The sequence below is a fragment of the Edwardsiella piscicida genome (assembly GCF_001896205.1).
GTDB lineage: Bacteria > Pseudomonadota > Gammaproteobacteria > Enterobacterales > Enterobacteriaceae > Edwardsiella > Edwardsiella piscicida.
This window is the reverse complement of record NZ_MPNU01000001.1, coordinates 3,422,636-3,445,379: the sequence shown is the minus strand read 5'-3', so window position 1 is coordinate 3,445,379 and position 22,744 is coordinate 3,422,636. Positions and strand designations below refer to the sequence as shown.

At 53.9% G+C, this 22,744-nt stretch carries 23 protein-coding genes; 16 read left to right on the top strand and 7 right to left on the bottom strand.

Features of this window, described 5'->3' with window-relative positions:
- Positions 1-535, top strand: a 535-nt coding sequence (locus BRD58_RS15890; protein ID WP_408731671.1) for a 5-methylcytosine restriction system specificity protein McrC, incomplete at its 5' end; no start/stop codon positions are given.
- 116 nt (positions 536-651) lie between these two features.
- Here the strand turns inward: BRD58_RS15890 and BRD58_RS15885 are convergent.
- The 6 genes from BRD58_RS15885 to BRD58_RS15865 form a co-directional block, all read right to left on the bottom strand.
- Positions 652-1,842 (bottom strand): hypothetical protein, encoded by a 1,191-nt coding sequence (locus BRD58_RS15885; RefSeq protein ID WP_073383692.1) that lies wholly within the window; start codon positions 1,840-1,842, stop codon positions 652-654.
- A gap of 488 nt (positions 1,843-2,330) precedes the next feature.
- Positions 2,331-2,885 (bottom strand): hypothetical protein, encoded by a 555-nt coding sequence (locus BRD58_RS15880; RefSeq protein ID WP_015462350.1) that lies wholly within the window; start codon positions 2,883-2,885, stop codon positions 2,331-2,333.
- Positions 2,886-3,242: 357 nt separating this feature from the next.
- Entirely contained in the window at positions 3,243-3,668 is a 426-nt protein-coding gene (locus BRD58_RS18010) for a hypothetical protein (RefSeq protein ID WP_162274053.1), read from the bottom strand.
- 467 nt (positions 3,669-4,135) lie between these two features.
- Entirely contained in the window at positions 4,136-4,705 is a 570-nt protein-coding gene (locus tag BRD58_RS15875) for a chorismate mutase (RefSeq protein ID WP_073383688.1), read from the bottom strand.
- 65 nt (positions 4,706-4,770) lie between these two features.
- Complete coding sequence (locus BRD58_RS15870) at positions 4,771-5,541, bottom strand: N-acetylmuramoyl-L-alanine amidase (protein WP_034168693.1); 771 nt, start codon at positions 5,539-5,541, stop codon at positions 4,771-4,773.
- A 449-nt stretch (positions 5,542-5,990) separates the two neighbouring features.
- On the bottom strand, positions 5,991-6,260 hold the full coding sequence (locus BRD58_RS15865) for a helix-turn-helix domain-containing protein (RefSeq protein ID WP_015462347.1): 270 nt from the start codon (positions 6,258-6,260) through the stop codon (positions 5,991-5,993).
- Positions 6,261-6,385: 125 nt separating this feature from the next.
- Here BRD58_RS15865 and BRD58_RS15860 point away from each other — a divergent pair, with 125 nt between their 5' ends.
- From BRD58_RS15860 to BRD58_RS15840, 5 genes are all read left to right on the top strand, one after another.
- Positions 6,386-7,666, top strand: coding sequence for a PTS sugar transporter subunit IIC (locus BRD58_RS15860; protein ID WP_073383685.1), 1,281 nt, complete (start codon positions 6,386-6,388; stop codon positions 7,664-7,666).
- Positions 7,659-8,558, top strand: a complete 900-nt coding sequence (locus BRD58_RS15855) for a DUF7916 family protein (RefSeq protein WP_034168695.1) — start codon at positions 7,659-7,661, stop codon at positions 8,556-8,558. The genes BRD58_RS15860 and BRD58_RS15855 overlap by 8 nt, the downstream gene beginning before the upstream one ends.
- A gap of 74 nt (positions 8,559-8,632) precedes the next feature.
- On the top strand, positions 8,633-8,941 hold the full coding sequence (locus tag BRD58_RS15850) for a PTS sugar transporter subunit IIB (protein WP_015462344.1): 309 nt from the start codon (positions 8,633-8,635) through the stop codon (positions 8,939-8,941).
- Positions 8,942-8,943: 2 nt separating this feature from the next.
- Positions 8,944-9,318, top strand: a complete 375-nt coding sequence (locus BRD58_RS15845; RefSeq protein ID WP_015462343.1) for a PTS lactose/cellobiose transporter subunit IIA — start codon at positions 8,944-8,946, stop codon at positions 9,316-9,318.
- A 41-nt stretch (positions 9,319-9,359) separates the two neighbouring features.
- Complete coding sequence (locus tag BRD58_RS15840) at positions 9,360-9,629, top strand: hypothetical protein (RefSeq protein ID WP_139263903.1); 270 nt, start codon at positions 9,360-9,362, stop codon at positions 9,627-9,629.
- Between the two features lie 632 nt (positions 9,630-10,261).
- On the opposite strand, the gene BRD58_RS18005 is transcribed toward BRD58_RS15840, so the two are convergent.
- A complete protein-coding gene (locus BRD58_RS18005; protein WP_133175651.1) occupies positions 10,262-10,465 on the bottom strand; it encodes a hypothetical protein in 204 nt (67 codons plus the stop codon).
- A gap of 398 nt (positions 10,466-10,863) precedes the next feature.
- Between BRD58_RS18005 and BRD58_RS15835 the strand changes: the two genes are divergently transcribed.
- From BRD58_RS15835 to BRD58_RS15785, 10 genes are all read left to right on the top strand, one after another.
- Entirely contained in the window at positions 10,864-11,166 is a 303-nt protein-coding gene (locus BRD58_RS15835) for a PapB/FocB family fimbrial expression transcriptional regulator (RefSeq protein ID WP_034168699.1), read from the top strand.
- A gap of 36 nt (positions 11,167-11,202) precedes the next feature.
- Positions 11,203-11,742: a fimbrial protein gene (locus tag BRD58_RS15830; RefSeq protein WP_015462341.1), complete on the top strand. Its 540-nt coding sequence runs from the start codon at positions 11,203-11,205 to the stop codon at positions 11,740-11,742.
- Between the two features lie 19 nt (positions 11,743-11,761).
- A complete protein-coding gene (gene faeD / locus BRD58_RS15825) occupies positions 11,762-14,197 on the top strand; it encodes a F4 (K88) fimbrial usher FaeD (protein WP_073383675.1) in 2,436 nt (811 codons plus the stop codon).
- A complete protein-coding gene (locus tag BRD58_RS15820; RefSeq protein ID WP_073383671.1) occupies positions 14,190-14,966 on the top strand; it encodes a fimbria/pilus periplasmic chaperone in 777 nt (258 codons plus the stop codon). Before faeD ends, BRD58_RS15820 begins: the two co-directional genes overlap by 8 nt.
- A gap of 34 nt (positions 14,967-15,000) precedes the next feature.
- Entirely contained in the window at positions 15,001-15,495 is a 495-nt protein-coding gene (locus tag BRD58_RS15815; RefSeq protein WP_073383666.1) for a DUF5462 family protein, read from the top strand.
- A gap of 212 nt (positions 15,496-15,707) precedes the next feature.
- Positions 15,708-16,499 (top strand): F4 family fimbrial subunit, encoded by a 792-nt coding sequence (locus tag BRD58_RS15810; RefSeq protein ID WP_073383662.1) that lies wholly within the window; start codon positions 15,708-15,710, stop codon positions 16,497-16,499.
- A gap of 215 nt (positions 16,500-16,714) precedes the next feature.
- A complete protein-coding gene (locus BRD58_RS15805) occupies positions 16,715-17,512 on the top strand; it encodes a F4 family fimbrial subunit (protein WP_069579344.1) in 798 nt (265 codons plus the stop codon).
- A 27-nt stretch (positions 17,513-17,539) separates the two neighbouring features.
- Positions 17,540-18,304 (top strand): F4 family fimbrial subunit, encoded by a 765-nt coding sequence (locus BRD58_RS15800; RefSeq protein ID WP_069579343.1) that lies wholly within the window; start codon positions 17,540-17,542, stop codon positions 18,302-18,304.
- A 267-nt stretch (positions 18,305-18,571) separates the two neighbouring features.
- On the top strand, positions 18,572-19,150 hold the full coding sequence (locus BRD58_RS15795) for a hypothetical protein (protein WP_041692806.1): 579 nt from the start codon (positions 18,572-18,574) through the stop codon (positions 19,148-19,150).
- Positions 19,151-19,738: 588 nt separating this feature from the next.
- Positions 19,739-22,744 (top strand): S6 family peptidase (locus tag BRD58_RS15785; RefSeq protein ID WP_078057780.1); only part of this gene is annotated, 3,006 nt, incomplete at its 3' end.

Below are 22,744 nucleotides of genomic sequence, written 5' to 3'. Positions count from 1 at the left end.
GATTTTGATGGGGCAGTCTCCTCACTGCATGCAGGGTGACGCCAACGCAATTTCACTGCTTTTCCCAATGGAAGCTGTGTTTGAATCTTTTGTGACTGCATGGATGCGTCATTGTTATAACGATAACTGGCATGTGAAGGCACAGGTGGATTCGCACACCTTGGTTCGTCTCAATGGCAAAGGAGTATTTAAGCTTAGGCCCGATATCTATCTACAACCTCGTGGGGAGTATGGGGAGCAGGCGATGATTTGTGATGTTAAATGGAAAATGGTGGAGGGCGGAAAGGCGACACTCGAACAGTCGCAGGCTGACCTTTACCAGATGTTGGCCTACGGTATGAACTATCAGGAGGGTATAGGGGATATGCTGCTGATTTATCCTTCACATGAGGGTTTTAGTCAGCCGTTAACTCATCCCTATGAATTCAGCCATCAAAAGGAAAACTCACTGCGTTTATGGGTTGTGCCATTTTTCATTGGTGATAGTTTGCAAAGTTCTGGCCTGCGTTTCCCTGATGGGAAAAACTTGATATAAAATCCCTGTTATTCTCTTTTCACGGTTAGCCATATCGTTGATGGGTAATACCCTCCCAACTCCATGGGATGTCCACTTTTTGCTTAAGTGGACATCGCTGCGCATTTCTTGCAAGTTTACTTTTTGGTTTCCACCTGTGGTAATTTTTCAAGTGTCAGCAGTTCCTGACTCTTTACCCTACGGCAATGAGAAACTGCATCCTGAAGTTTGCCACGAACGCTATCATCATAGGCGGTATCCAATAGTTGGTATTGAAGACTGTCTTTGTATGATTGAATGATTTTTAGTGGACAGATAAGGCGTATATCTCCGAGTGAATAAATTTTCACTGCCTTAAGTAAATAGTATTTTTCATCTGAAGATCGTACACCCTGCCAGGCCGAGTCTCTAAAATATTCAGCAGGATATGCGGCAGTCGGTACGCCATAAGTATGAGGTGTCAGGTCCATTATCCCTGATGTTTTAAGGAACATCGTTAGTATCAAAGCTGGTACCATATGCACAAACGTAAAAATGAGGAATAGTATTCCAGCCATGATTCCACCCGTAACAGTCACTTGATGTAACAAGCTGGTGCGGGTTCTTAACCTGAGGAAAACAACGCCGGGAATAAGTGAGAAAATAATTAGGAACATGGATAGCGCTATAACAGTCAACGCCTGCCAGATCTCGTTTGTTCCGTCCGGAAACTCCAACGTACGAAGAAATAGCTCAAGAGGAAAAATATATATACAGGCTGTAAGGGAGAAGAGCATTGGTTGTAAAAAATGCATAGAAAGAACCTTTTTGATCTTCTTCCACTTACCCTCTGTGCTTATCTGTCTATAAGTAATAGAGCCATTGAACCACAGGGAAAGTATAAAGCTGCAAAGCCAAATAGTACTTAACTGAAGTGACACATTCTGTGCAACTTCTTTTCCAGCGTTGTGCATGAGGAAAAAACAGCCAAAAAATATCACTGTTGACAATAGCGAGGTCAGAAGAACGATTTTGATATTGTTTTCTGTCAGCTCATTCCGGAAACTACTTTCCCCCTGATAGTTGGAAATAAAGAGTCCCGTCAGTAGCGAGGGCATAAATAATACAATGCAAAAAAGGAGCATGCTGATACAAGCAAAGACCATCAGATAACTGAACAATGATGAAAAAGAGATGCTGTCAAAAAAAAGTCCTGTTTGTCCAATACGCGCAAGATGCGACCAGACAAACAATGCCGCAATAGAAGTTGACGCGAACGCAGGTGTAAGGATTGTTAAAAACCAAGCACGTATTTTTATAAAGCGTTTGTTTATTCTGTTATTTTCCATATTCTAGTATCCATCCAAGTTTGACATATGGCCTAGCTAATGACTCCATTTTAGGTCATAGCTCACCAGCTACTTCTCAGGTGATTATGTTCAGTTGTTGCCCTTGAGGAAAGCAGCTCTTCCTACCTGGATCTTGCACTCAAAGCTATGTAAGTGTTCTACTGATATGGCTTTATACCCACTCGCAATGTCTATTTTTTGTACGGATTTTAACTTGTGGGTACAAGTGCGGGTATAACTATTTATTCCAGTTTATAAAAGATATTGATATCAGTCTATTAGGTATGAAATTCGAGTCCGGCCTTCGCATCAAACTACCGAAAGGTGGGCTTTGTGTCTGGCACTCTGTAATTAATGAATATACGTGATTTTTCTATATTATTTGTCAATATGCTCGCTCATAGTCAACAGTTTGCATCGTCACAGGGGATCAAATAGCATGGGGGACGATGGCGGAAAGTGTGCTCTCCTTCAGCCATCGTGATTGTTTAGCGCAAAGTAGATGTATCGGTGATACGCACGTAGATGTTCCCATCCTTCTGCATGTTGGTGGTGACGGGCACCTCATTACCGTTAGTGATCAATACCGTGCCGCGATAGAACTCAGTACCTTCTACGCGATTCAACTCCATGGTCTTAACACAGGATCCCTGAATGCGGTTATCGTGCATGATTTCGGTCACCAGTTCGCAGGTACGTGTTTTCACCAGTTGGTTAGATTCTTTCGCATCCGCCGCTAGGCTGATCAGCACCATAACGACAACGGATACGCACCAGAGCAGAAACAGGGGATGCTTGGCTCGGCTGTCCAGGGTATCGCGTTTCCACAGATAGACCGGTGATAACAGCCACCACCAGAATGAGGGTGAGTTCACTCCGGCTTGTTTGCGCTGCTTACGGTCGGCGTAAATATAGAAAATGCAGCTCCCGATGCTGGCAGGTCCGATGATTGCTGGATTAATCCAGGCACCCAGAGCAGATAAAATGAGCGGGACGATGATCAGGCTCAGGGCATTTATATCTGATTTATTGAAATTGAACATAATGTGTTTCCTTTTGCATTTTAACCACACCAAATAGAGCCTTTCAGCATATGTAAAAGCTCGCTAAGCTAAATTTATTGTTTTTAGTGCTGCAGATATGGGTATCCCCGATTTATTACGCTTTGTATAAAATTGCTCCATGTCTCGATGAGATTTTATACAAAGTCACTCATCTGCTCTGTCTCTTAATTCACGGGGGACAACCGATACGGGGTTGAGTTTAACTATCAATTACGGATAGACTACTCGATTATATAAAGTAACGAACGGTTACTTTTTTTGTAATATGAATAATTTTATCACGACAATAGTTTTTATTAAAGGGAAAGGAAGTATTACATTCTATTCACATTATTGTCACGGTGACGTTGGTGAAATGAAAAATAAAAACACACCCGAAAATGAAAATGTATTGTTAAAGTTGCAGCGTAAATTGGTTTGATGTTTATGTATTTTTGAACGTTTCACGTTTGGTGAACGATCGCCTGAGTCGGGCTGATCCAGGATAAAAATCAGTGCAGTGTAAAATGAGAGATCATCATCGGTCTGGCACGGGGTATATGCATCAGGGGCCAGAAAGCCGTGCTGAGATGTGGCTGGTGAAAGGCGTTTAAATATCGGGGCCTTTATGACATCTATTGCCTGCGTGAACGGCTTGCAAGGCTTCCCTGATACAATAAACTGCGCCAATCCGCCAATCCGCCAATCCGCCAATCCGCCAATCCGCCAATCCGCCAATCCGCCAATCCGCCAATCCGCCAATCCGCCAATCCACCAATCCACCAATCCGCCAATCCGCCAATGCCTACCTAGCGGTATATCATCACTATAGCGCGTAACTGCCAGAAATACGTGGGCTGGCGAGACTGTAAGGCTGTCACCGGCGGGCGTTAGACACCGACAGCCGTCGTCGCCGTGATGGCTGTCGGTTCGTTCGCCGGGCCGAGGATGACAAATATTGGCCAATCTGCAACGGCTGGCGTATCTACAGGGAGAATTTCGACAGGTCTGTCGGCTATCCGCCCGACATTCGCAAAGCTCTCTACACGCCCTATACCGTTGAGCAACTGAGCTGCGTTATCCGTGTGGTCATCAAGAAACGCAGGGTGTTCTCGGCAGATGATTCGGTGTGCAGAGGAGATCTGGTGGTACTGGCTGCATAAAATGTTTAGGGCTATCGGCTGGCGAGGGGGCGTTTTATTATCGAGCCAAGGTGAGCGTCTGCGCGATCACCTTGAACACGATGGCCGTTACATAGCATGATTTACAGGGTCGGGATATTTTTTCAACGTAATTTGTTTTAATGAACGCCACAGGCGCTCTTTATCACTGTGTCTTAAGTTGGTTTGATTAAGCCTTTTCATAAAAGCGTCTTTGTCAGTCAACGGCGCGCCCGCTGTTAACTTTGTCCTGATATCGGTAAGAATATTCGTGTTTAAGATACTGATTTTGGTTCTGACCTGCTCCAGAGACTCAGATCGCCAATCTTTTTCTGGCATAGATAGCCAGTCAGCACGATAGCGATATTGAATCGCTTTAGCCGCATCCATTTGCGCCTGTATGAAGGGCTTTACCGACTCACTATCCAATCCTAACGTTTCTGCCTCGGTCATCGAGTGTGCTAATACTTTGGCTTCCTGAGGCATATCTTCAATGGCCAGGTGATGGTCCGCTTTGTACCCAGCCACGTCTTTCATGTAAGACAACCGCTGATTTATCAATGAGGCTATCTCTTCGCTTGGTATTGGCCTCGCCAAACTTGCCGTAGAGGAAAATAGCCAGGCTAAAATAAGTAATTTTCCTGTTATCTTTCGAGCCATTGAATATCCCCTCTATTTGAGCAAGTCAGTTTGCATGTGCAGTTAACATTACGCTACGTGCTGCATTATTTTTCCGGGAAATATTTTTCCACTAACGCATAGAGGATGGCCGATGTTTCAGCATCTGCGACCCCATCATAATTTTTTTGTCGAAAGTGAAGCTGAAATGCACGGATTAAATCTTGGTATCCCTTTGCTGTTCCTGCCGCAGCAGTGTCATATCCGTATGTCTTTAGCTTAGCGATGATATCGGTTTTCGCTGGCTGAGATTGACTGAACTGCGCCAGATAGTGCTGCATGAGCGACTCTTCATACCATGCGCCGATGCCTGCGTCGTACAGCGCTTTCCATGGGAAAGCGGCCCCTGGATCGCTTTTCCTCCCCGGGGCAATATCACTGTGTCCGACAACATTCGTAGGCGTAATATCGGGATAGCGCTGCAGGATATTAGTCGCCAGCGATTTAATGGCTTCAATTTGCAGTGGGTTATAAGGTGGGAAAATAAATATGTTGTTATTCTCAGTGGCTAGATTGACGGTCTCTATGCCGATAGCTGTGTCATTCAGATTGCTACGTCCTGACCATGAGCTGACGCCTGCATGCCAGGCACGCTCATTTTCATCAACCAGGTTGAAGATACGCAGATCCTTAAAGCCGGCGTCAATATAGGTTTTTTCTGCAGGGTCGGGGATCAGATAGTGGGCACTTACGGAAGGCCCAGTCAACGCGTCAATTGACGCTTTAAAATCAATAGCCGTGTAATGCATGACGAGGAAACGAACGCGACGATTAAAGCCTTTTACCGAACGATAGCTGTTATAATCAATCAGATACATAGCAAGCTCCTTTTCTTCTCGTGTAAGCTATTAATACCAGTGTCTATGACAACAAAGGGTATACAACGTTGATTCGGGCGTTATCTCTGAAGCCTTTTTGCGATGTTATCTGTTGTTAAGGTGAGGATCCCTACGTCTCTAGGCTGTGCCTCTTCATCACGGGATCTATAGCCAGTGCGATTTCCACAATATATCGAACGATGGCTCGCTACGATCCTCACGATGCCGTATGGGTTATCATCTCGCGGCAGTGCCCGCAGCGCCATGGGCCGGACGCCCATAGGCAGAATATCGTATGATCATCAATGGCATATTTGGGGGGCGGTGTCTAGGGGGCTCATGCGTGATTTACCTGCGCGATACAGCTCATGGAAGACCGTTACCGCCTGGATATTCTTTCCGTTATTCTTAATGGTTTCTGTTACGCTTTTCAATATAGGGTCATCCCTTTAGCGGATCTTCTCCAAGACCTCATTAAGATCAAGGGATAGCTGACGGGCGATATGCACAAACTCAATGACATCGAGGCGACGTTCACCGCTTTCTATTTTAGATACAAATGATTGTGGCTTTCCTAGCGCTTCAGCTAACTGTGTTTGGGTGATCTTTAGTGCGATCCTTCTGGCTTTTAAGGATTTTATAATTAATTGATATTCATATGAATAAATTGATGACATGGTCAATATCCGATCTTTATCCCAAAATCGAATATCGTCCATTTACATGATTATCCCAAAGTAGGATATTCCGATTCTGTAAGCTGCTATGAGCCATGGTTGGGTGGCAACAGGATGTAAATAATCAAAATAAAAATATATATAATTCCAAGGAAGGATAACCTTATATGATTATCAGGACCATCGAGCGCGAAGCCGGTAGGCTAAGCGCTAACCGTTATTTACGCGCGCTGCGGGATGGCATCGTACTGTGTATGCCGTTGATTATCATTGGCTCGCTGTTTCTGATTATGGGTCATTTCCCCGTGGACAGTTGGACCGCTTTATTAAAAGCACAGGGTATCTCTCCATGGTTGGATAAAATCGTCGATGGCTCTTTTGGTATCATCGGCCTCATTGCCTCTTTCGGCATCGCTTACCATCTGACCGCCTCATGGCAGGAGGATGGCGTTGCTTCTGGGGTGATCTCACTCTCCTGCTACCTGATCCTTACGCCCTATTTATCCGAGTTGGGCGAGGGGGGCGGGGCGGCAAGCTATCCCCTGATCTATATGGGAAGTCAGGGGATATTTGCGGCGATCGCGATCGGTATTGCTACGGCCAGCGTTTTTCACTTTTTTATACAAAGAAATATCGTTATCAGGATGCCAGAGGGCGTTCCACCGGCGGTCAGTCGTTCATTTATCTCGCTTATTCCTGGATTAGTAATGATCTTAATCGCGGGAGGGATTCAGCTTGTGCTGCTTAAGGTGAATCAGGGCAATATTCATCAGGTATTGGCCACCGTTCTGCATGGCCCCCTGCGTTTTCTGGGGGGAACACTGTTAGGAACCCTGATTGCCATCGTACTCAACTCGCTGTTTTGGTTAATTGGCATTCATCCCGGCGGCACAATCAATGCCGTGATGGCCCCTATCTGGCTGATTAATACCGACCAAAATCGACTGGCTGTGGCGAGTGGACTGGAGTTACCCAACATCATTACTCAGCCATTTATGGATAATTTTGTTTGGATGGGGGGCGGCGGCGCGACGATAGGACTGGTGATATGCCTACTGTTTTTCTCGCGCAGTCGACAGAGTAAAACATTAGGCTCCCTCGCGATGCTACCGGGGATCTTTAACATCAACGAACCGCTTATCTTTGGTCTGCCCATTGTGCTTAACCTGAAAATGGCGATCCCTTTTCTATTGTCACCCGTGGCGATTGCGGTGGTGACGTATATCAGCATGCTATATGGCTGGGTAGATAAGCCGATAGGGGTGACGATGCCATGGACCATGCCCCCCTTGGTGAGTGGGTATTTCGCTACGGGGGGACATATTAGCGGTGCAGTGATTCAGTTGGTCGGTATTATTTTATCAACCGTAATCTATTATCCATTTTTTATTTTCGTGGATAGACAACACTGTCAGTATGAAAGTGAGAAAGGAGCAGGTTATGAATAAGAGGCTATTAAACTGTTTTGCTAGCGACTTCCTGCAGATGTCCTCCGCGGAGCTGAAGTCAGCTATTCGTGCCAGCGAGGGGCGCACGCTGCTTTCAGAGAATATCGCCACACGTTTCCCCGTTGGTCATGATATCACCAATAGTGAGGTGGCGAGGGCATTCGGCGCTGATTTGATTTTGTTAAACCAATTCGATCTCTTTAATCCTGATATTGCAGGATTACCCTCTCGCGATCGCGCGCCTATCGCACAGCTGAAACATCTGGTGGGGCGGCCCATCGGCGTTAACCTAGAGCCTGTCGATGCGGAGGCTAAAATGGCCGAGGAGAGGGTCATCATCTCTGCTGGTCGGCAGGCGACGCGTGAGACGTTATGTAAGGCTGACGAGATGGGATTTGATTTTATCTGTCTGACGGGTAATCCAGGCGCTGGGGTGAGTAATCGTACCATCATCGAGTCGATAGGCGTGGCGAAGGCGTGTTACCGCGGTTTAATCATTGCCGGGAAAATGCACGGCTCCGGTGTCGATGAAGAGGTCATCAACCTGGCGGTGATTAACGCTTTTATCGATAGGGGGGCGGATATCATTCTGCTACCGGCCGTGGGTACCGTACCCGGCATCTCCATGGCGATGGTTGCGGAAGCGGCTACGGTGATTAGGCAACGCGGGGCGTTGAGTCTCTCTGCTATTGGAACGAGTCAAGAGAGTGCCGATGTTTCTACCATTAGAGATATTGTTTTAATGAATAAAATAGCCGGCGTTGATATACAGCACATCGGAGATGCTGGCTATTCGGGCGTGGCGCCTTATCTTAATATCTTAGAGGCGTCCCGTGTGTTACGCGGTGACCGACATACGATCCATATGATCGCCGCCTCTGTGAATCGCTAGGGGCAGCGTAAACCATGGCGGCTTTATTCGCCTGATGAAGAGCGCGTTGGCCGTTAAGCATACGGAGGATCTCCGTGAAAAATATACTACTGTGCTGCGCATCCGGGATGTCAACCAGCCTGCTGGTGCAAAAAATGAAACAGGCGGCGGTGAAGCGCGCTGTTGATATTTCAATTCGTGCAGTACCTATTGCTGCCTTTACGGAAAATATGGCCTCTGCGGATATTATTTTGCTTGGCCCTCAGGTGCGCTACCAGCAGGCCCCGCTACAGGCCATCGCGCAGCCGCTGGGGAAAAGGGTCGTGGTCATCGATATGCGAGATTATGGCTTGATGGATGGGGATGCCGTACTTGCGATGGCGTTAACGTTTCTGGAGACATAGCCATGGATAAGGCTGAAAGCATAATACTGGAGCTACTGGTTAACGCCGGTACGGCGCGCAGTCTGCTGATGGGGGCGCTACAGCAGGCGCGTGAGGGGAACGGGAGCGCGGTCGAGCAGGCGCTGGCGGAGGCCAAGCAGCATATTCAATGCGCCCACGCGCTGCAGACCCAGCTGATCGGTCTGGATGAAGGGCGCGGTAAATTCCCCGTGAACTTAATCACCGTACATGCCCAGGATCATCTGATGGATGCCATGGTAATACAGGATTTAGCGGTACATCTGGTGGCGCTCTATGCGCGTCACGCCGTGAGGGCGTCGAGCGGTGCGTCGGGGGCGGGCGAGAGGGGGAGCGCGTCCTGCGATAAGGGGGGATAATATGCCCGCGAGCACTCTCTTGCTCCCCGGATGCCTCCATCATGTCTTATCGGTTCCCAACGGACATGGTGTTGTCATCCTGCGCCAAGGTTATCCCGAGCATTTGGTCGGCGATGGGGCTGCTCAGGGCGCGTTTTATCGCGCCGTGCGCCGGATCGCCGCAGCGCAGCGTTGTTCGACTCCGCTCCCTGATTGGCGCCGTCGTCGTCGCTCTGAATCCGTGGGTGGCCGGCGTGATCATCCGTGATGCCGTCGGGGCGGTTAAACCGGCATTCGATAGCAAGGTGGTTGCCGGCGGCGCAGGGGGCTAGGTGCAGCGTTGGGTTGCCGCTGAGCCGGCAGGGAGCCCGGGCGAACGGTGCGCTGGCGCGATCGTCGTCGGCAGGTATCCCGCGGGCTGGCCACGGTTACCGGCGGCGCGCGGCTTGGCTTCGCCAACGCTACCGCGCGCTTTTGGTCGCCGTTCGGGGGGGCCGAGTACGCGTTGGTCGCCGGCGGGATGGCCGCCCACGCGGGGTGAGCCTGGGTTGTCGCGCCGGGCTGTGCGGTGGGGCCGCGGGTGCGGATCAGGGACAGATCGCCGATGGCGAAAGCCGTGGTTCGCGCTCAGGCTATTCTGGCCGACGATGAGCGTAAGCCCGCGCCCGTGAGCGTCTTTCCATCCATATTAACCGTGGCGATATACCGGGTGCCGAGATCTCACCGGCGACGGCGTTGTCCGACGGGGCGCGTCCGTGCGAGATAAATTTGTATCGCGGTATTGCTCTTCCGGGGGAAGATCAATACCGCGGCGATGGTCGAAAGCCTGCGGCGCCCAAGCGGAGGCATCGTCAGAAATAACCGCTCATGATGCCGCGATCCCTCGGGGTAGTGCGTCTCTGGTCATTGCTCTCTCCTTTTCTCATCTCTTCCGTACGAATTCCGTCGATTCATCAGCCGTTTTTCACCGCCCTGGGTCTCCTTTGCTACGCTGGCGTGGCCTTTTGCAGTGAATATTCACGGGGCACTTTTCATATGCCAATTTCTTTTTATAAGAATCACCGATATTTTTCAGTTCTATATGTTTGTGGATAATATAATCTGGGTTTTCACTTTTGGCTTGATATTCGTCTTGATTGGCTTTAGATGCGCCGTGTTTTATTTTCATGCGACGCTTTAGGACTTTTGTTTATTATTTACATTTTTCCAACAGATTCTTTGATATTTTAATGTCTTTACTTGCTAACTATTTGATTTTTAATTGCGTTCAGTATAAATCCAAATATCAAAACGTTATTTTTATGATATAAAAAAACAAAAAAACTGTTTTTTTGTTGTTTTTTGATCTTTTTGGTTGGTATTTTTGATTATTTTAGTTTTTTATTTTTAACTATCGCCATTATTGTGGTGTTGTGTGCTACATATGTGGCGTATTTTGGATGAAAAGACAGCGTTAAAGATCTTGAACAGAATTAGATTCTGAATAAAATACGCCTCATAAATCGAGGGCTGGAAATTTCTCTTTTATTTAAGTCGTAAGCACAAGAGGCGCGAGAGGAGGAGAGGATGACAGCTTGTGAGAACGGTGCTTATTTCCATAAGAACGATGCAGCCTGCGCCAGAAAACAGATGCTGGTCGCCGGTGCGCTAACTGATGAGTGGTTTGATCTATTAATCGATATTTCACCCATTCATAGCCCTAAGGCTATTAACGCACTGCGCGATCACCTTGTCGGCGGGGATTCGCGCAAAGCGGTGTGCGAGCGATACGGGGTTAATGCGGGGTATCTGAGCACATGTATGGGGCGTCTATTTCATACTAATCAGCTGGTTGGGCAGTTGGCGTTCTATTACCGCGGCGATAAATAAATTCCGGTTTTATATACAGACTGGAGTAGATTTTAAATGAATAAAATAAGTTTATTTATTTTCCTGCTATGGGCGGGGAACGGGCTTTCTTACGCCGCCGTTCAGCGAACCCTGTTCAGTGCCGAGGTCGTGGCCTCGGCCTGTCATGTGGTGGTGGATGTCGACGGCAGCGGCAGCGGTCGGCTGACATTCGACGTATACCGTAAGTCCTCTGCCGCCGCGGTGCCTCCGCGTGATTTCAGCGTGCGGCTGTACGAGACCGGCGCCACGGTGCAAGGCTGCTCAGCCTTTCTGGCCGGAGAGATGGCGACGCTGGACTTCGGTAACCCGGGGCAACTGGATGCGGCGGGCGTCGTCACCCGCGGCGCCGGCGACGGGATCCGCATCGATGTTCGGGCGGTGGATGCGCAGGCTAACTACCGTGAGCGCCTGACGCTGGCTCACCATGCGGTGAGCTATCCGGTGGATTTTGCGGTTCGAGGCCAGTTCCGCTTTCGGGCGCAGCCGCTCATCCCGGCGGAGGTGACGGCCGGGGAGTACCGCGGTGCGCTGACTTTCGTGGTGACATACCAGTAACAGAGGGCGGAGCGACAGAATGGATCTGAGGCAGGCGTCATTACAACACTCCCCTCTGCGTTGCCGGACGGCGCTGGCCCTGGCGGTTGCGGTTGCGGTAGCGCCGGGCAGCGGTAGCGCCGGGGATCGGCTGGATATGTCCTTTATTCAGGGCGGCGCTGGCGTAAACCCGGAGGTCTGGGCGGCGCTGAACAGTCACTATGTGCCGGGGCGCTATCTGGTGGATCTGACCCTGAACGGAAAAGAGGTGGGGAAACAGATACTGGACGTGACGCCACAGGATCGCGATGCCCTGTGCCTGACGTCCGCGTGGCTGACTACCGCCGGGGTGTATGTCAGCCCGGACTACTTTCGGGACGGCTATGACGCGGCGCGTCAGTGCTATGCGCTGGCAAAGGCACCGTCCGTAACGGTGGATTTTGATGTCTCGACCCAGAGCCTGGCGCTGGCTATCCCCCAGAGAGGGCTGGTGAAGATGCCGGAGAGCGTCGAGTGGGACTATGGTACCGGCGCATTCCGTGTGAATTATAACGTGAACGCCAATACCGGGCGGAGCAATACCTCGGGGTTTGGCGCGGCCGATCTGAAGGCCAACGTGGGGCGCTGGGTGGTCAGCTCATCGGCCGTGGCCAGCCGCGTCGACGGCGGCGATGGCAGCGCCGCGATAAATATGTTCACGGCGACCCGCGCCCTTCGGGCTCTGAGCGCGGATCTGGCGGTCGGAAAGACATCGACCGGCGACAGCCTGCTCGGTAGCACCGGAACTTACGGGATCGCCCTGTCGCGCAACAACAGCATGAGACCGGGCAACCTGGGGTATACGCCGGTGTTCAGCGGGATTGCCAACGGCCCGTCCAGGGTGACCCTGACGCAGAGCGGACGACTGCTGTATTCAGAGGTGGTTCCGAGCGGACCGTTCTCTATCACGGATATGCCGCTGTATACCAGCGGTGACGTAACGATGAAGGTGACCGGAGATGACGGCCGAGAACAGATACAGGTTTTTCCGCTGTCGGTGATCGCCGGGCAGCTGAGTCCGGGGCAGCACGAGTTCAGCGTGGCGGCGGGGATGCCGGACGATGATAGCGACATGCAGGGCGGGGTGTTCGCGGCCTCTTACGGCTACGGCCTGGACGGCCTGACCCTGCGGACGGGCGGGGTGTTCAACCCGCGTTGGCAGGGCGCCAGCGCCGGCGTGGTCGTCGGGCTGGGCTATCTGGGGGCGGTATCGGCCGAGGGCGCGTATACCGCGGGGAGATACCGGGACGGCAGCCACCGTGGCCATAAGGTGAAACTGGCCTGGAGTAAGCAGCTGGACACGACGAACACCGGGCTGCGGGGGAGCTGGTCACGGCAGAGCGGAGAGTATGAGGATATGTCCTCCTTTGATCCGACGGTGCCGTGGGCGCAGTCCCATCAGGGGCGCAGGATAAAGGATGAATGGAGCGCGGGTATCAGTCAGACGATGGGGGGCGTGTTCAGCCTGTCGGTGTCGGGATGGCTACGGGGCTATTACCCGGGAGACGTCACCGGCAGTGCCCACGACCGTGATGCGCGCGGTAAAGAGAGCGGCGTGACGGGCTCGATAAGCACGCAGCTACAGGCGGTCAGCCTGAATCTGGGGGTGTCCGGTGCCAGGAACGCAGGGGGGGAGAACAGCTGGTCGGCCTCTGCGTCGGTGTCCGTGCCCTTCACCCTGTTTGAGCGACGCTACAGCAGCAGTATGTCGGTAAGCACCGGTAAAGATAGCGGCGTCGGATTCAGCGCCGGGATGTCGGGGTCGTTGAATGAGCGCTTGAACTATGGATTTGGCGGGGGGCGGAGCAGCGACGGCGGCGCCAGCGGTTACCTGAGCGCGTCATACAGCGGTGACAGGGCATACCTGAGCGGGACGCTGAACCACGCCGCCGGCTCTGGAACCAGCGGCTCCGTTGCTGCCAGTGGCTCCGTTCTGGCGGTGCCGGCCGCGTGGGATGTCATCGTCAGCCGGACCAGCAGCGACACGGTAGCGGTAGTGAATGTGAGGGACACGCCCGGCGTAAGAGTGATGTCCGGCGGCGGGGAGACCAACCGCGACGGCAACCTGGTGGTGCCCCTGAACAGCTATGACTGGAGCACGGTGACCATCGATGCGGGCACCCTGCCGCTCAACACCGAGCTGAGTACGACCAGCCAGAAGGTGGTCGCGACGGATCAGGCCGTGGTATGGATGCCGTTTGATGCCCTGAAGGTGCGCCGCTATTTGCTGCAGGTGAAGCAGCGTAACGGCGAGTTCGTTCCGGGGGGGACCTGGGCGCGGGACGCTAAAAACACCCCGCTGGGCTTTGTGGCCAACAACGGTGTGCTGATGATTAACGCGGTGGATGCGCCGGGGGATATCACCCTGGGACAGTGCCGGATACCGGCGGCGACGCTGCGGGAGACAGAGAGACTACAGGAGATTGTGTGTGAGTGAGCCGAGTGCAGTAACGACGTTTTTTAGCCACCGCGTGACCAAGGCGATGGGGATGACCCTGGCCCTGATGATGACCGGTCAGAGTGCGCAGGCCTCCCTGGCGACGGACCAGACCCGCTATATCTTTCGCGGGGATAAGGATGCGCTGACCATCACGGTGACCAATAACGACAGGACGCGCACCTTTGGTGGTCAGGCCTGGGTGGACAACATCGTGGAGAAGGACACGCGGCCGACCTTTGTGGTGACGCCCTCCTTCTTTAAGGTGAAAGCGCAGGGGCAGCAAACGCTGCGCATCATCATGGCGTCGGACCATCTGCCAAAGGACAGGGAGTCCGTGTACTGGCTGAACCTGCAGGATATTCCGCCGGCGCTGGAGGGCAGCGGGATTGCCATTGCCCTGCGCACCAAGCTGAAGCTGTTCTACCGCCCGGCGGCGCTGATTAAAGGCCGCCGGGGCGCAGAGACGGGTATTCGTCTGCAGACCCGTCCAGACGGCAGAACGCTGCTGGTGAATACCACGCCCTACATTTACGCCATTGGTGGTCTGCGGGATGCCAATGACAAAAAGATGGCGGTGGACAGCGACATCGCTCAGAAGCTGCTGATGTTTATGCCCGGGGATGAGGTGCTGATAAAGGGGGCGGTGGTGAAGGTGGACTCCCTGAATGATTACGGAGAGCTGCAGTCCTGGCGCGTCAACCAACAGACGCCAGAGGTAAAAAAGGGGGCTGACACGCCGGCCGCCGCAGAAACCGACCAAGGGTAATCATCCATCAACCACGATGGAGTCAAGGGGAGGCATGATGAAGACAGCACTGATGGCCGCGATCCTCATCGCATCCCTGCCGGTAGTGGCGGCGGATTACCGTGAGAAAATCCAGTATCTGGGGGCGGTGAATGGGCAGGTGGCGGGCAACAGCGTGGTGAAAGTCACCCGTACGCTGGCAGAGCCGGTCCTGTTTCTGGCGCAGCGCGGCGATCCGTTGCCGGAGGCGCTGCTGATCCCGCATGCGGAAAGCCGCCCTGCCTCCGGTGGTCAGGTACACATCAGGGTAAAACAGCCGCTGGCGGATGGGCGGGATGCGCGGCTTACCCTGAAGGTCAGCCTGATGGTGGATGGGCAGAAAGCGGCCATCACGGCCAGCCAGCGGGGGGAGGATGTGATTATCCGCGTACCGGACGCGAGCAGACAGGTAGCGCTGAGAAGCGATGCGCCGGTGGAGCTGGAGGTGCCGGCGAACTATCGGGGCCCTCTGCAGATACCGCTGGACGTGGAGGGCATGAACGCCCGCTAAACAAGGCGCGGAAGGCGCGCGCACCAGGGAACGCCCTTTTTATGGGAATAACGTAAAGCCATTCTGAGAAAACTCTGTAAATAGAGAACGGAGAAATAAGCACGGCGACCTGAATAAGGTAGCGGGGGATGGCTTTGCGGTAAGACCGGGAAATAAAGGACTTGCCGAATTAATGGATATATTTCTTTGAATATTGAACGGAGCTTGTTTCTATGAAAAAAACACTTATTGCACTGGCGGTCGCGGCCTCTGCGGCAGTATCGGGTTCTGCAATGGCGGCGTGGGTTCAGAATGGTTCGGGCGGGATGATGGAATTTGGTGGTACCCTGACGCCGAAAGATGTTATTACGCCATGGGATGTTAACGTTAGCTCCGCGGCGAAAGGCCTTGATGTTGACGTCGATAAAGGTCAGAAGGTGATTAACTTTGCACTGCCGACGTCTATTCCCGTATTAGGGATTCGCGTGGCCGATCCCGTGGGTAAATCCTTCCCGGGGGCGCCGGGGATTAGTCCTCAAATCGATTATAATAACGCCGTCGATATCGGCGCATTCGATCAGGGTAAATCAACGCTGACGTTAGCTGTCAAAGATGTCGACGGAAAGCACCTTGGCCAGTTCACCGCGCCGTTTACCGCGGTGGCTGAAGCCGCACAGTACGATGCGGTCAAAGACGAGGGCTATAAATCCTCTCTTATGTCAAAAGCGGCCGGCGATGCCTTCTTTGGCGGCTTGGGCACCACTGATACCGCCGTATCCGACGCCCCGCACTCACTGGCAAAAACCCTTGACCCTGAATCCGTTGCTCACTTTGACGACTTCGGCGTGAGCGTATATTACAACGTAGTCACCAAAACCTTCTCTAAACCCGAGCTTGCGTATAGTGGATTCTATAGCGCCGGCATTATGCCTAATGAGAGCATGCGCATCACGCTTGATAAACCGCTGGCCTCTGACGCTATTGTTTGGTCGGCATCGATGCCCATTACTGTCTCCTATCAGTAATACGCCCGCGTGTTCGGCCTAAATGGTTAACGATCCACGCGGAGTAAAATAAATCTGCTCGCCGGGTCTTTTGGCGAACGGTAATCCGGGTCCGGTATTCTGGCACTGGCGCTCTGCGCTGTTGGGATGCCCTGCGCCGTTATGCCGGACTTTCTCTTTTTTTGCTGATGTTGATACGGTGTTTTTAGTAGGCGGATGAAATAGAGGGCGCCGCGATGAGAATAAAGAATCACTCTAATCCCCTTATTTTTGCGCTGATGTCGCTGGCCCTGTTTTATTCCGTCGCGCCCGATGCAGAGATCCTTGACGGTGGTGAAATTCAGTTTAATGGCTATGTCACCGACGAAGCCCCTAAATGGACCTGGCAGGTGGGCTCCGCTGAACAGCGCTGGTCGGTGGATATCGCCGATGCACGCAGAGAGAACGGGGCGCTTGTCTTCGATTTCCGCGATAGGGGAGCCCTGCCTTTCCTTGAGGGACATCTTCATGAGGTGGCCGGGCGGGGCGGCCCCGGTTTTACCCCTTTTATTACCTTCAGCAGCGCGGGCCAGCCGCTTTCAGTGAACGGGGGCGGGGGAACGGCTGTACAGCATTTTCGCGCCTCTGTGCCGGTGCGTGATCCGGAGAGCGGCCATGTGGCCGGTGCGCTGTTCTTTACCCTTGATCAGGGAATGGCCGTCAGCGCCGGTCGCCAGGAAGAGGGGGTCGCCATTCCTTTCGGAATGACCCTCGTCAGTGGCCAGAGCGTGGCGGACGTGCAGCCCGGCACGCTGCCGCAGGGATTAACGAGCCGTCTTGCAACGCTGCTATTGATGAACCGGGGCTTTGGCAACGGGATGAGCGCGAGCGATAACCGGCAGGTTGTCAGCCAGGGCGTTCTGGCTGACGGACGAACCATGGATCTGGCCGCAGCCTATGCCTCGGCGGTCTCTGATATTGAACTGCGCCTGTCGGCTGAAGGGCTCCCCGCCCGCTGGCAGGCGGGGCTGAATGTGACGGTGACGGTTCAGTGATTTCTGACGCGAAGACGCGGGGGAACGATGACGAAAACAATCCTTCTGTTGTTGGCCGCCAGCCTGGCGCCATCCTGTGTGCTGGCCTGGAGTACGCCGGGGGACCCGTTCAGCGGTGAGCTAAGGCTGGGGGGGACGGTGACCAATACGCGTAACCCCTGGGTCTGGAAAATTGGGGAGGGGGTCGAGGGGCTGGATGTGACGCTCTCGTCGCGGGCGCGGCGCGGGGAGACGGCCGTTCCGCTCTCCCTTTCCGCGGTGACGCTGCTGCTGGGGAAAACCACCCGGATCGTCCCGGCCGGACGCGAGGGGCTCTCCCCCCGGGTGACCTACGGGAAAGCGCAGGAGGACGTCAGGCTGGCGTGGGGTGCGCCGGGGACGGCGAGCGTGACGCTTCCGGTCATCGGGGAGGCGGGCCTCCGTGTCGGCAGCTTTACCTTCCAAATGCAGGCCGCGGCGGTAATGCGGCGAGCGGAGCGCGGAAACGCCACGTATGTCGGGCTGTATGAGGACCGGCAGGGAAATGGCCTGCCTGCGCAGGCGGCGATGATGCCGGCGGCGCAGATACCGGGGACGCTGCAGGCCATGTTTGGCGCGGAGGGCCCGCGCTGGCTGCAGGACATCAGCGTCAGCGAGACAGCCGGTCTGAGTCGCTTCAGTGATGCCAATCTGCACCAGTTGGAGGGGGTTTACGGCGCACAGGTCGTCCCCGGCAGCGGTGAGCTTCGTCTGACCGGCGCCGCGCCCGCCCGCTGGCGAGTCTCTCTGGCGGTGAGTATTGAGTATCAGTAAGAGAGGGGCCCCTGGGCGCCGCTATCCGTAGCGGCTCAGCGGGCGGTATTAGCGCGCGCCCCGGACATTGGCCCGCGGGGATCGCGGTTGGTCCGGCGCGGAGTGGGGCGCCTGGCGTCCGCGGCGTCTATGTCGGCGGAAAGCCGATACGTGCGTCCGTGCGCGGCATTCGATTCGGCCTCTGTGGGTTCTGGCTACGATATGTACAGGTGAGGTATGCGGCAGGTTTATCGGGATAACGCTGTCTGCTCAGGCAGGGTAAAAAAAGTGCTGGTGACAGGTGTCTGCGGCTATGAGCTCGCCGGGCTGGAGTCTTTTCTCACGGAGCTGGGATGCTGCGTGACCCTGTGCGCAGAGGGTGAACCGCTGCGGCGGGGCGGCTATGACATGACGGTGGTGGCCCTGAGCGCGGTCCCCCTTGCCGGCTGGGGCCGCTATCTGCCGTGGATACGCGCGGCGCGGCGGCAGGCAGAGGGGCGCATGGTGATCCTGGTGCCGGAGCGGCTCAGGGGGATCCGCCTGCTGAAGGATGTCGGTCCGGTCTATAGCGGCTATACCAGCCTGTATCATCTGCGTTGGATCCTGCTGATGGCCTTAACCGGTGGCGAGATGACGCCGTCCGAGGCTCCGTCAGTGACGCTCACCCGCGGTCAGCGAGAGGCGATGGCCGATCTGTATCTGAGAATGATGTATGGCGCAGACAGCCTTAAACCCGGGAAATGGATGAGTTATTTTCATCGAGCCCGTTTGCTGGAGGTAACGGGCATCAATCGCCTTCAAATATTATGCCTGTCAGGGACCGGGTTAATGGAGGATGTGATCTCAACTTTATTCCGGGATAAATAACAGGCCGCCTTAATTGCGGTTGTTCAGTAAAGCGCGGTGTTTGTGCCGCCGCGAGGCCTGGAAATGGATTTAGTCTGAATCTTATGTTCAGCTCTCCCCCGCGGCTCAATAGCGGTGTAAAGTGAGGCTCGCGCTCTTTCTTTCCCTTATAAAAAACAAGGCTATCTGGAGCAAAAACAAGACCATCTGGCATGAAAACGTCACGCTATACCACGCCGCGGGCCGCGGTTTCCCTGAAACAGGCGGAGGTCGAGATACGGGGATTCGGTGTGCCAAAGAGGGTAATGCCTGAAGCGGTACTGTGCTGGTGGGATAAGTGGCTTGACGCTATGGGCGCTATCGCGCTACGCCGCCAGCGCGACCTTGTGAAAGCGGGTTAACGCCTGAAACGACTGACTGACGGTACGCGTATTTGTCAGGGCTTTGTTGGTCTCAATTGGTTTTATTTCTGGGCATATGCGTGGGGTATTCCCGCGCGGGTTGACCTTAATCTGCGCTCCGCGCATCGCGGTGCGTTGACAATCAGTCTGGCGCTCACGGTGAATTACGCCTGATGATTTGATTGACGTTATTTTATGGATACATAGTATGAACCGAGTCTACTCTCTCCGCTATAGCACCGCTGCCCGTGGATTTATCGCCGTTCCTGAGTTTGCCCGAAAATGCGTCTGTCAGATCGTCGGAAAATCGCCCCGAAACGCGGCGCTATTATTATCTCTGCTGGGATCTAGCAGCCTGGTGGAGGCCTCTATTGTTAGTTCGAATATTGGCTATCAGCAATACCGTGATTTTGCGGAAAATAAAGGCGCCTTTAACCCCGGCGCCGTCGATATCCCCATCTATAATAAAAAAGGTGAGCAGGTTGCGACGCTGAATAAGGCGCCGATGCTGGACTTCAGTTCGGTGGACTCGGGCATCGGGGTTGCCACACTGATTAACCCTCAATATATCGTAAGCGTGAAGCATAACTCTGGATATCAGACCGTCAGCTTTGGTGATGGCGATAATCACTACAATATCGTGGACCGCAACGAGCATGACACTATCGATTTTCACGCGCCACGACTCGATAAGCTGGTTACCGAAGTCGTTCCCAGCGCCGTCAGCGGTGCCTCACAGGAAGAAATACTTGACCCTTCACGTTTCACCGTATTTTACCGCGTGGGGTCAGGGACTCAATATATTCAGGATGACGAGGGCACCCTTACTGAAATAAGCGGAGCATACAATTACCTTACCGGGGGGCTATTACCCGCAGCATATTATTCTCACGGTGGCCTGAGCGGAATTCAGGTGAATATGGGGGGGAATATCAATGATTATGGCGTAATGGCCAGCCGTCCCCGCCCCGGAGATAGCGGTTCCCCCGTGTTTGGCTGGGATGCGGCTAATAAAAAATGGGTGCTGGTCGCGGTGCACGCGGCCAACGGTGGCGGCGTGACGTCGATCGAGAAATTGATACCCGGCGATTTTGTTTCACAGGTTTTTTCTGACGACCGTGACGCCCCGGTCAGGTTTGACGCTGCGGTCGGGCGCGAGCTCGCCTGGACATTTGACAGCAGCCGGGGGATCGGTGCCCTAACGCAGGGCGCCACGGCATATTCCATGCACGGGCAGCAGGGCGCCGATCTGAACTCGGGTAAGAATCTGGTATTTCTGGGACCGGGGGGGCTGATTGATCTGAAAAACAGCGTGTCACAGGGCGCCGGTTCCCTGACATTCCGCGATGACTATCGGGTAACCTCATCCACCGGGAGCACCTGGCACGGGGCCGGGATCATCGTGGACAAGGATGCCTCCGTACAGTGGCAGGTCAACGGTGTGCAGGGCGATAATCTGCATAAGATCGGTGAGGGGACGCTGGTTATACAGGGTGCGGGCGTCAATGAGGGTGGGCTGAAGGTGGGAGAGGGTACCGTTGTTCTGCAGCAGCAGACGGATAAAGACGGTCGAGTTCAGGCCTTTGACAGCGTGAATATTGCCAGCGGTCGTCCCACCGTGGTGCTGTCCGATCACCGGCAGGTGAATCCGGATAATATTTCCTGGGGGTATCACGGCGGTACGCTGGATATTAATGGCAATAGTCTTACCTTCCATCGTCTGCAGGCGGCGGACTATGGCGCCGTGCTGGCGAATAATGCCGCCGCTCGTGCCACGGTGACCATGGACTTTACCCTGTCGCCGGAAAAGGTGGCGCTGAATAGCTGGTCCGGCTCTCGCCAGGGAACGGTTGGAGGCCTTTATGAATACCGCAACCCTTATGCGAATACTACCGACTATTTCATCCTGAAAACCAACGCCTACGGTTATTTCCCGACGGATCAGCGCAGCAGCGATACCTGGGAATACTTAGGCAATAATCTGGCTGATGCCCAAAAACAGGTGGCAGACAGAGAGAATGCGCAGGGGTATCTGTATCACGGTCAGCTGAAAGGGAATTTGAACCTGAGCAATGTCGTCGCGACAGGCAGTACCGGTAAGCTGGTGCTGGATGGCTCGGCAGAGATATCCGGGAGCTTCACTCAGGAAAACGGACGCCTGACATTACAGGGGCATCCGGTCATTCATGCGTATAACGATCGGGCTATCGCAGATAAGCTGGCCGCCGCCGGTGATACGTCCGTGCGGACGCAGCCCACCGCGTTTGACCAAGAGGATTGGGAAAATAGAACGTTCACCTTTGGTCGTCTGGTGCTGAAGAATACCGATTTTGGTTTAGGCCGTAACGCCACCCTGAATACCGCCATTGAGGCCAGTAACTCGGTCGTCACGCTGGGTGACGATCGGGTGTTTATCGATCAAAAAGAGGGCGCGGGAACAGATTTTCGCCTGAGCGAGGGGATATCCGCGGCCGGTAACCCGGCGGCGCGGGGCGTATTTAATGGCAGCGCCACGCTGAGTGGGAACAGCCAGCTGAATATTGTGAATGCTACCTTTAACGGTGATATTACCGGCTACTCAGGTACCCATGTGCAGCTGTCCCGGGGTGGCATATGGAATATGACGAAAGATTCCTCTCTTGATGTATTGCAAAGCCGCAATGGGGTGCTTTCCCTGGTGACGGACACGGATCACTGGACACCGAAGACAGTGACGGTAAATAGCCTGGATGCCAGCAGCCTGCGCATTGGTCTGGGGGTCAATACGTCGGATAACACCAGTGACCGCATCGATATACTGAATCAGGCGATGGGCGGATCCAATATTTTGGATATGTCTTACCTGTTTGACCAGACGGTACCGCTAACGAATGACCTGACTCTGGCGTCGGCACCGGCGGGCACATCGCACGGCTATTTCTCGTTTGCCAGCCTGAATCGGGGCTTTACGGTATATACCCCGGACACGCAGGTCGTGGAGAAGGATGGCAGAGTGCAGTGGCAGCTGAAGCACAGCGCCATTCCGGAGGGTGCAGGCAGTACGACGCCACCGGCTGGCAATGGGGCTTCAGGCTCCACGGGCAGCGGCGCGGGGGATTCATCATCGGGCAGCGGTGCGGGTGGTTCATCATCGGGCAGCGGCGCGGGGGATCCGTCGTCGGGCAGCGGCGCGGGCGGTTCGTCGTCGGGCAGCGGTGCGGGCGGTTCGTCGTCG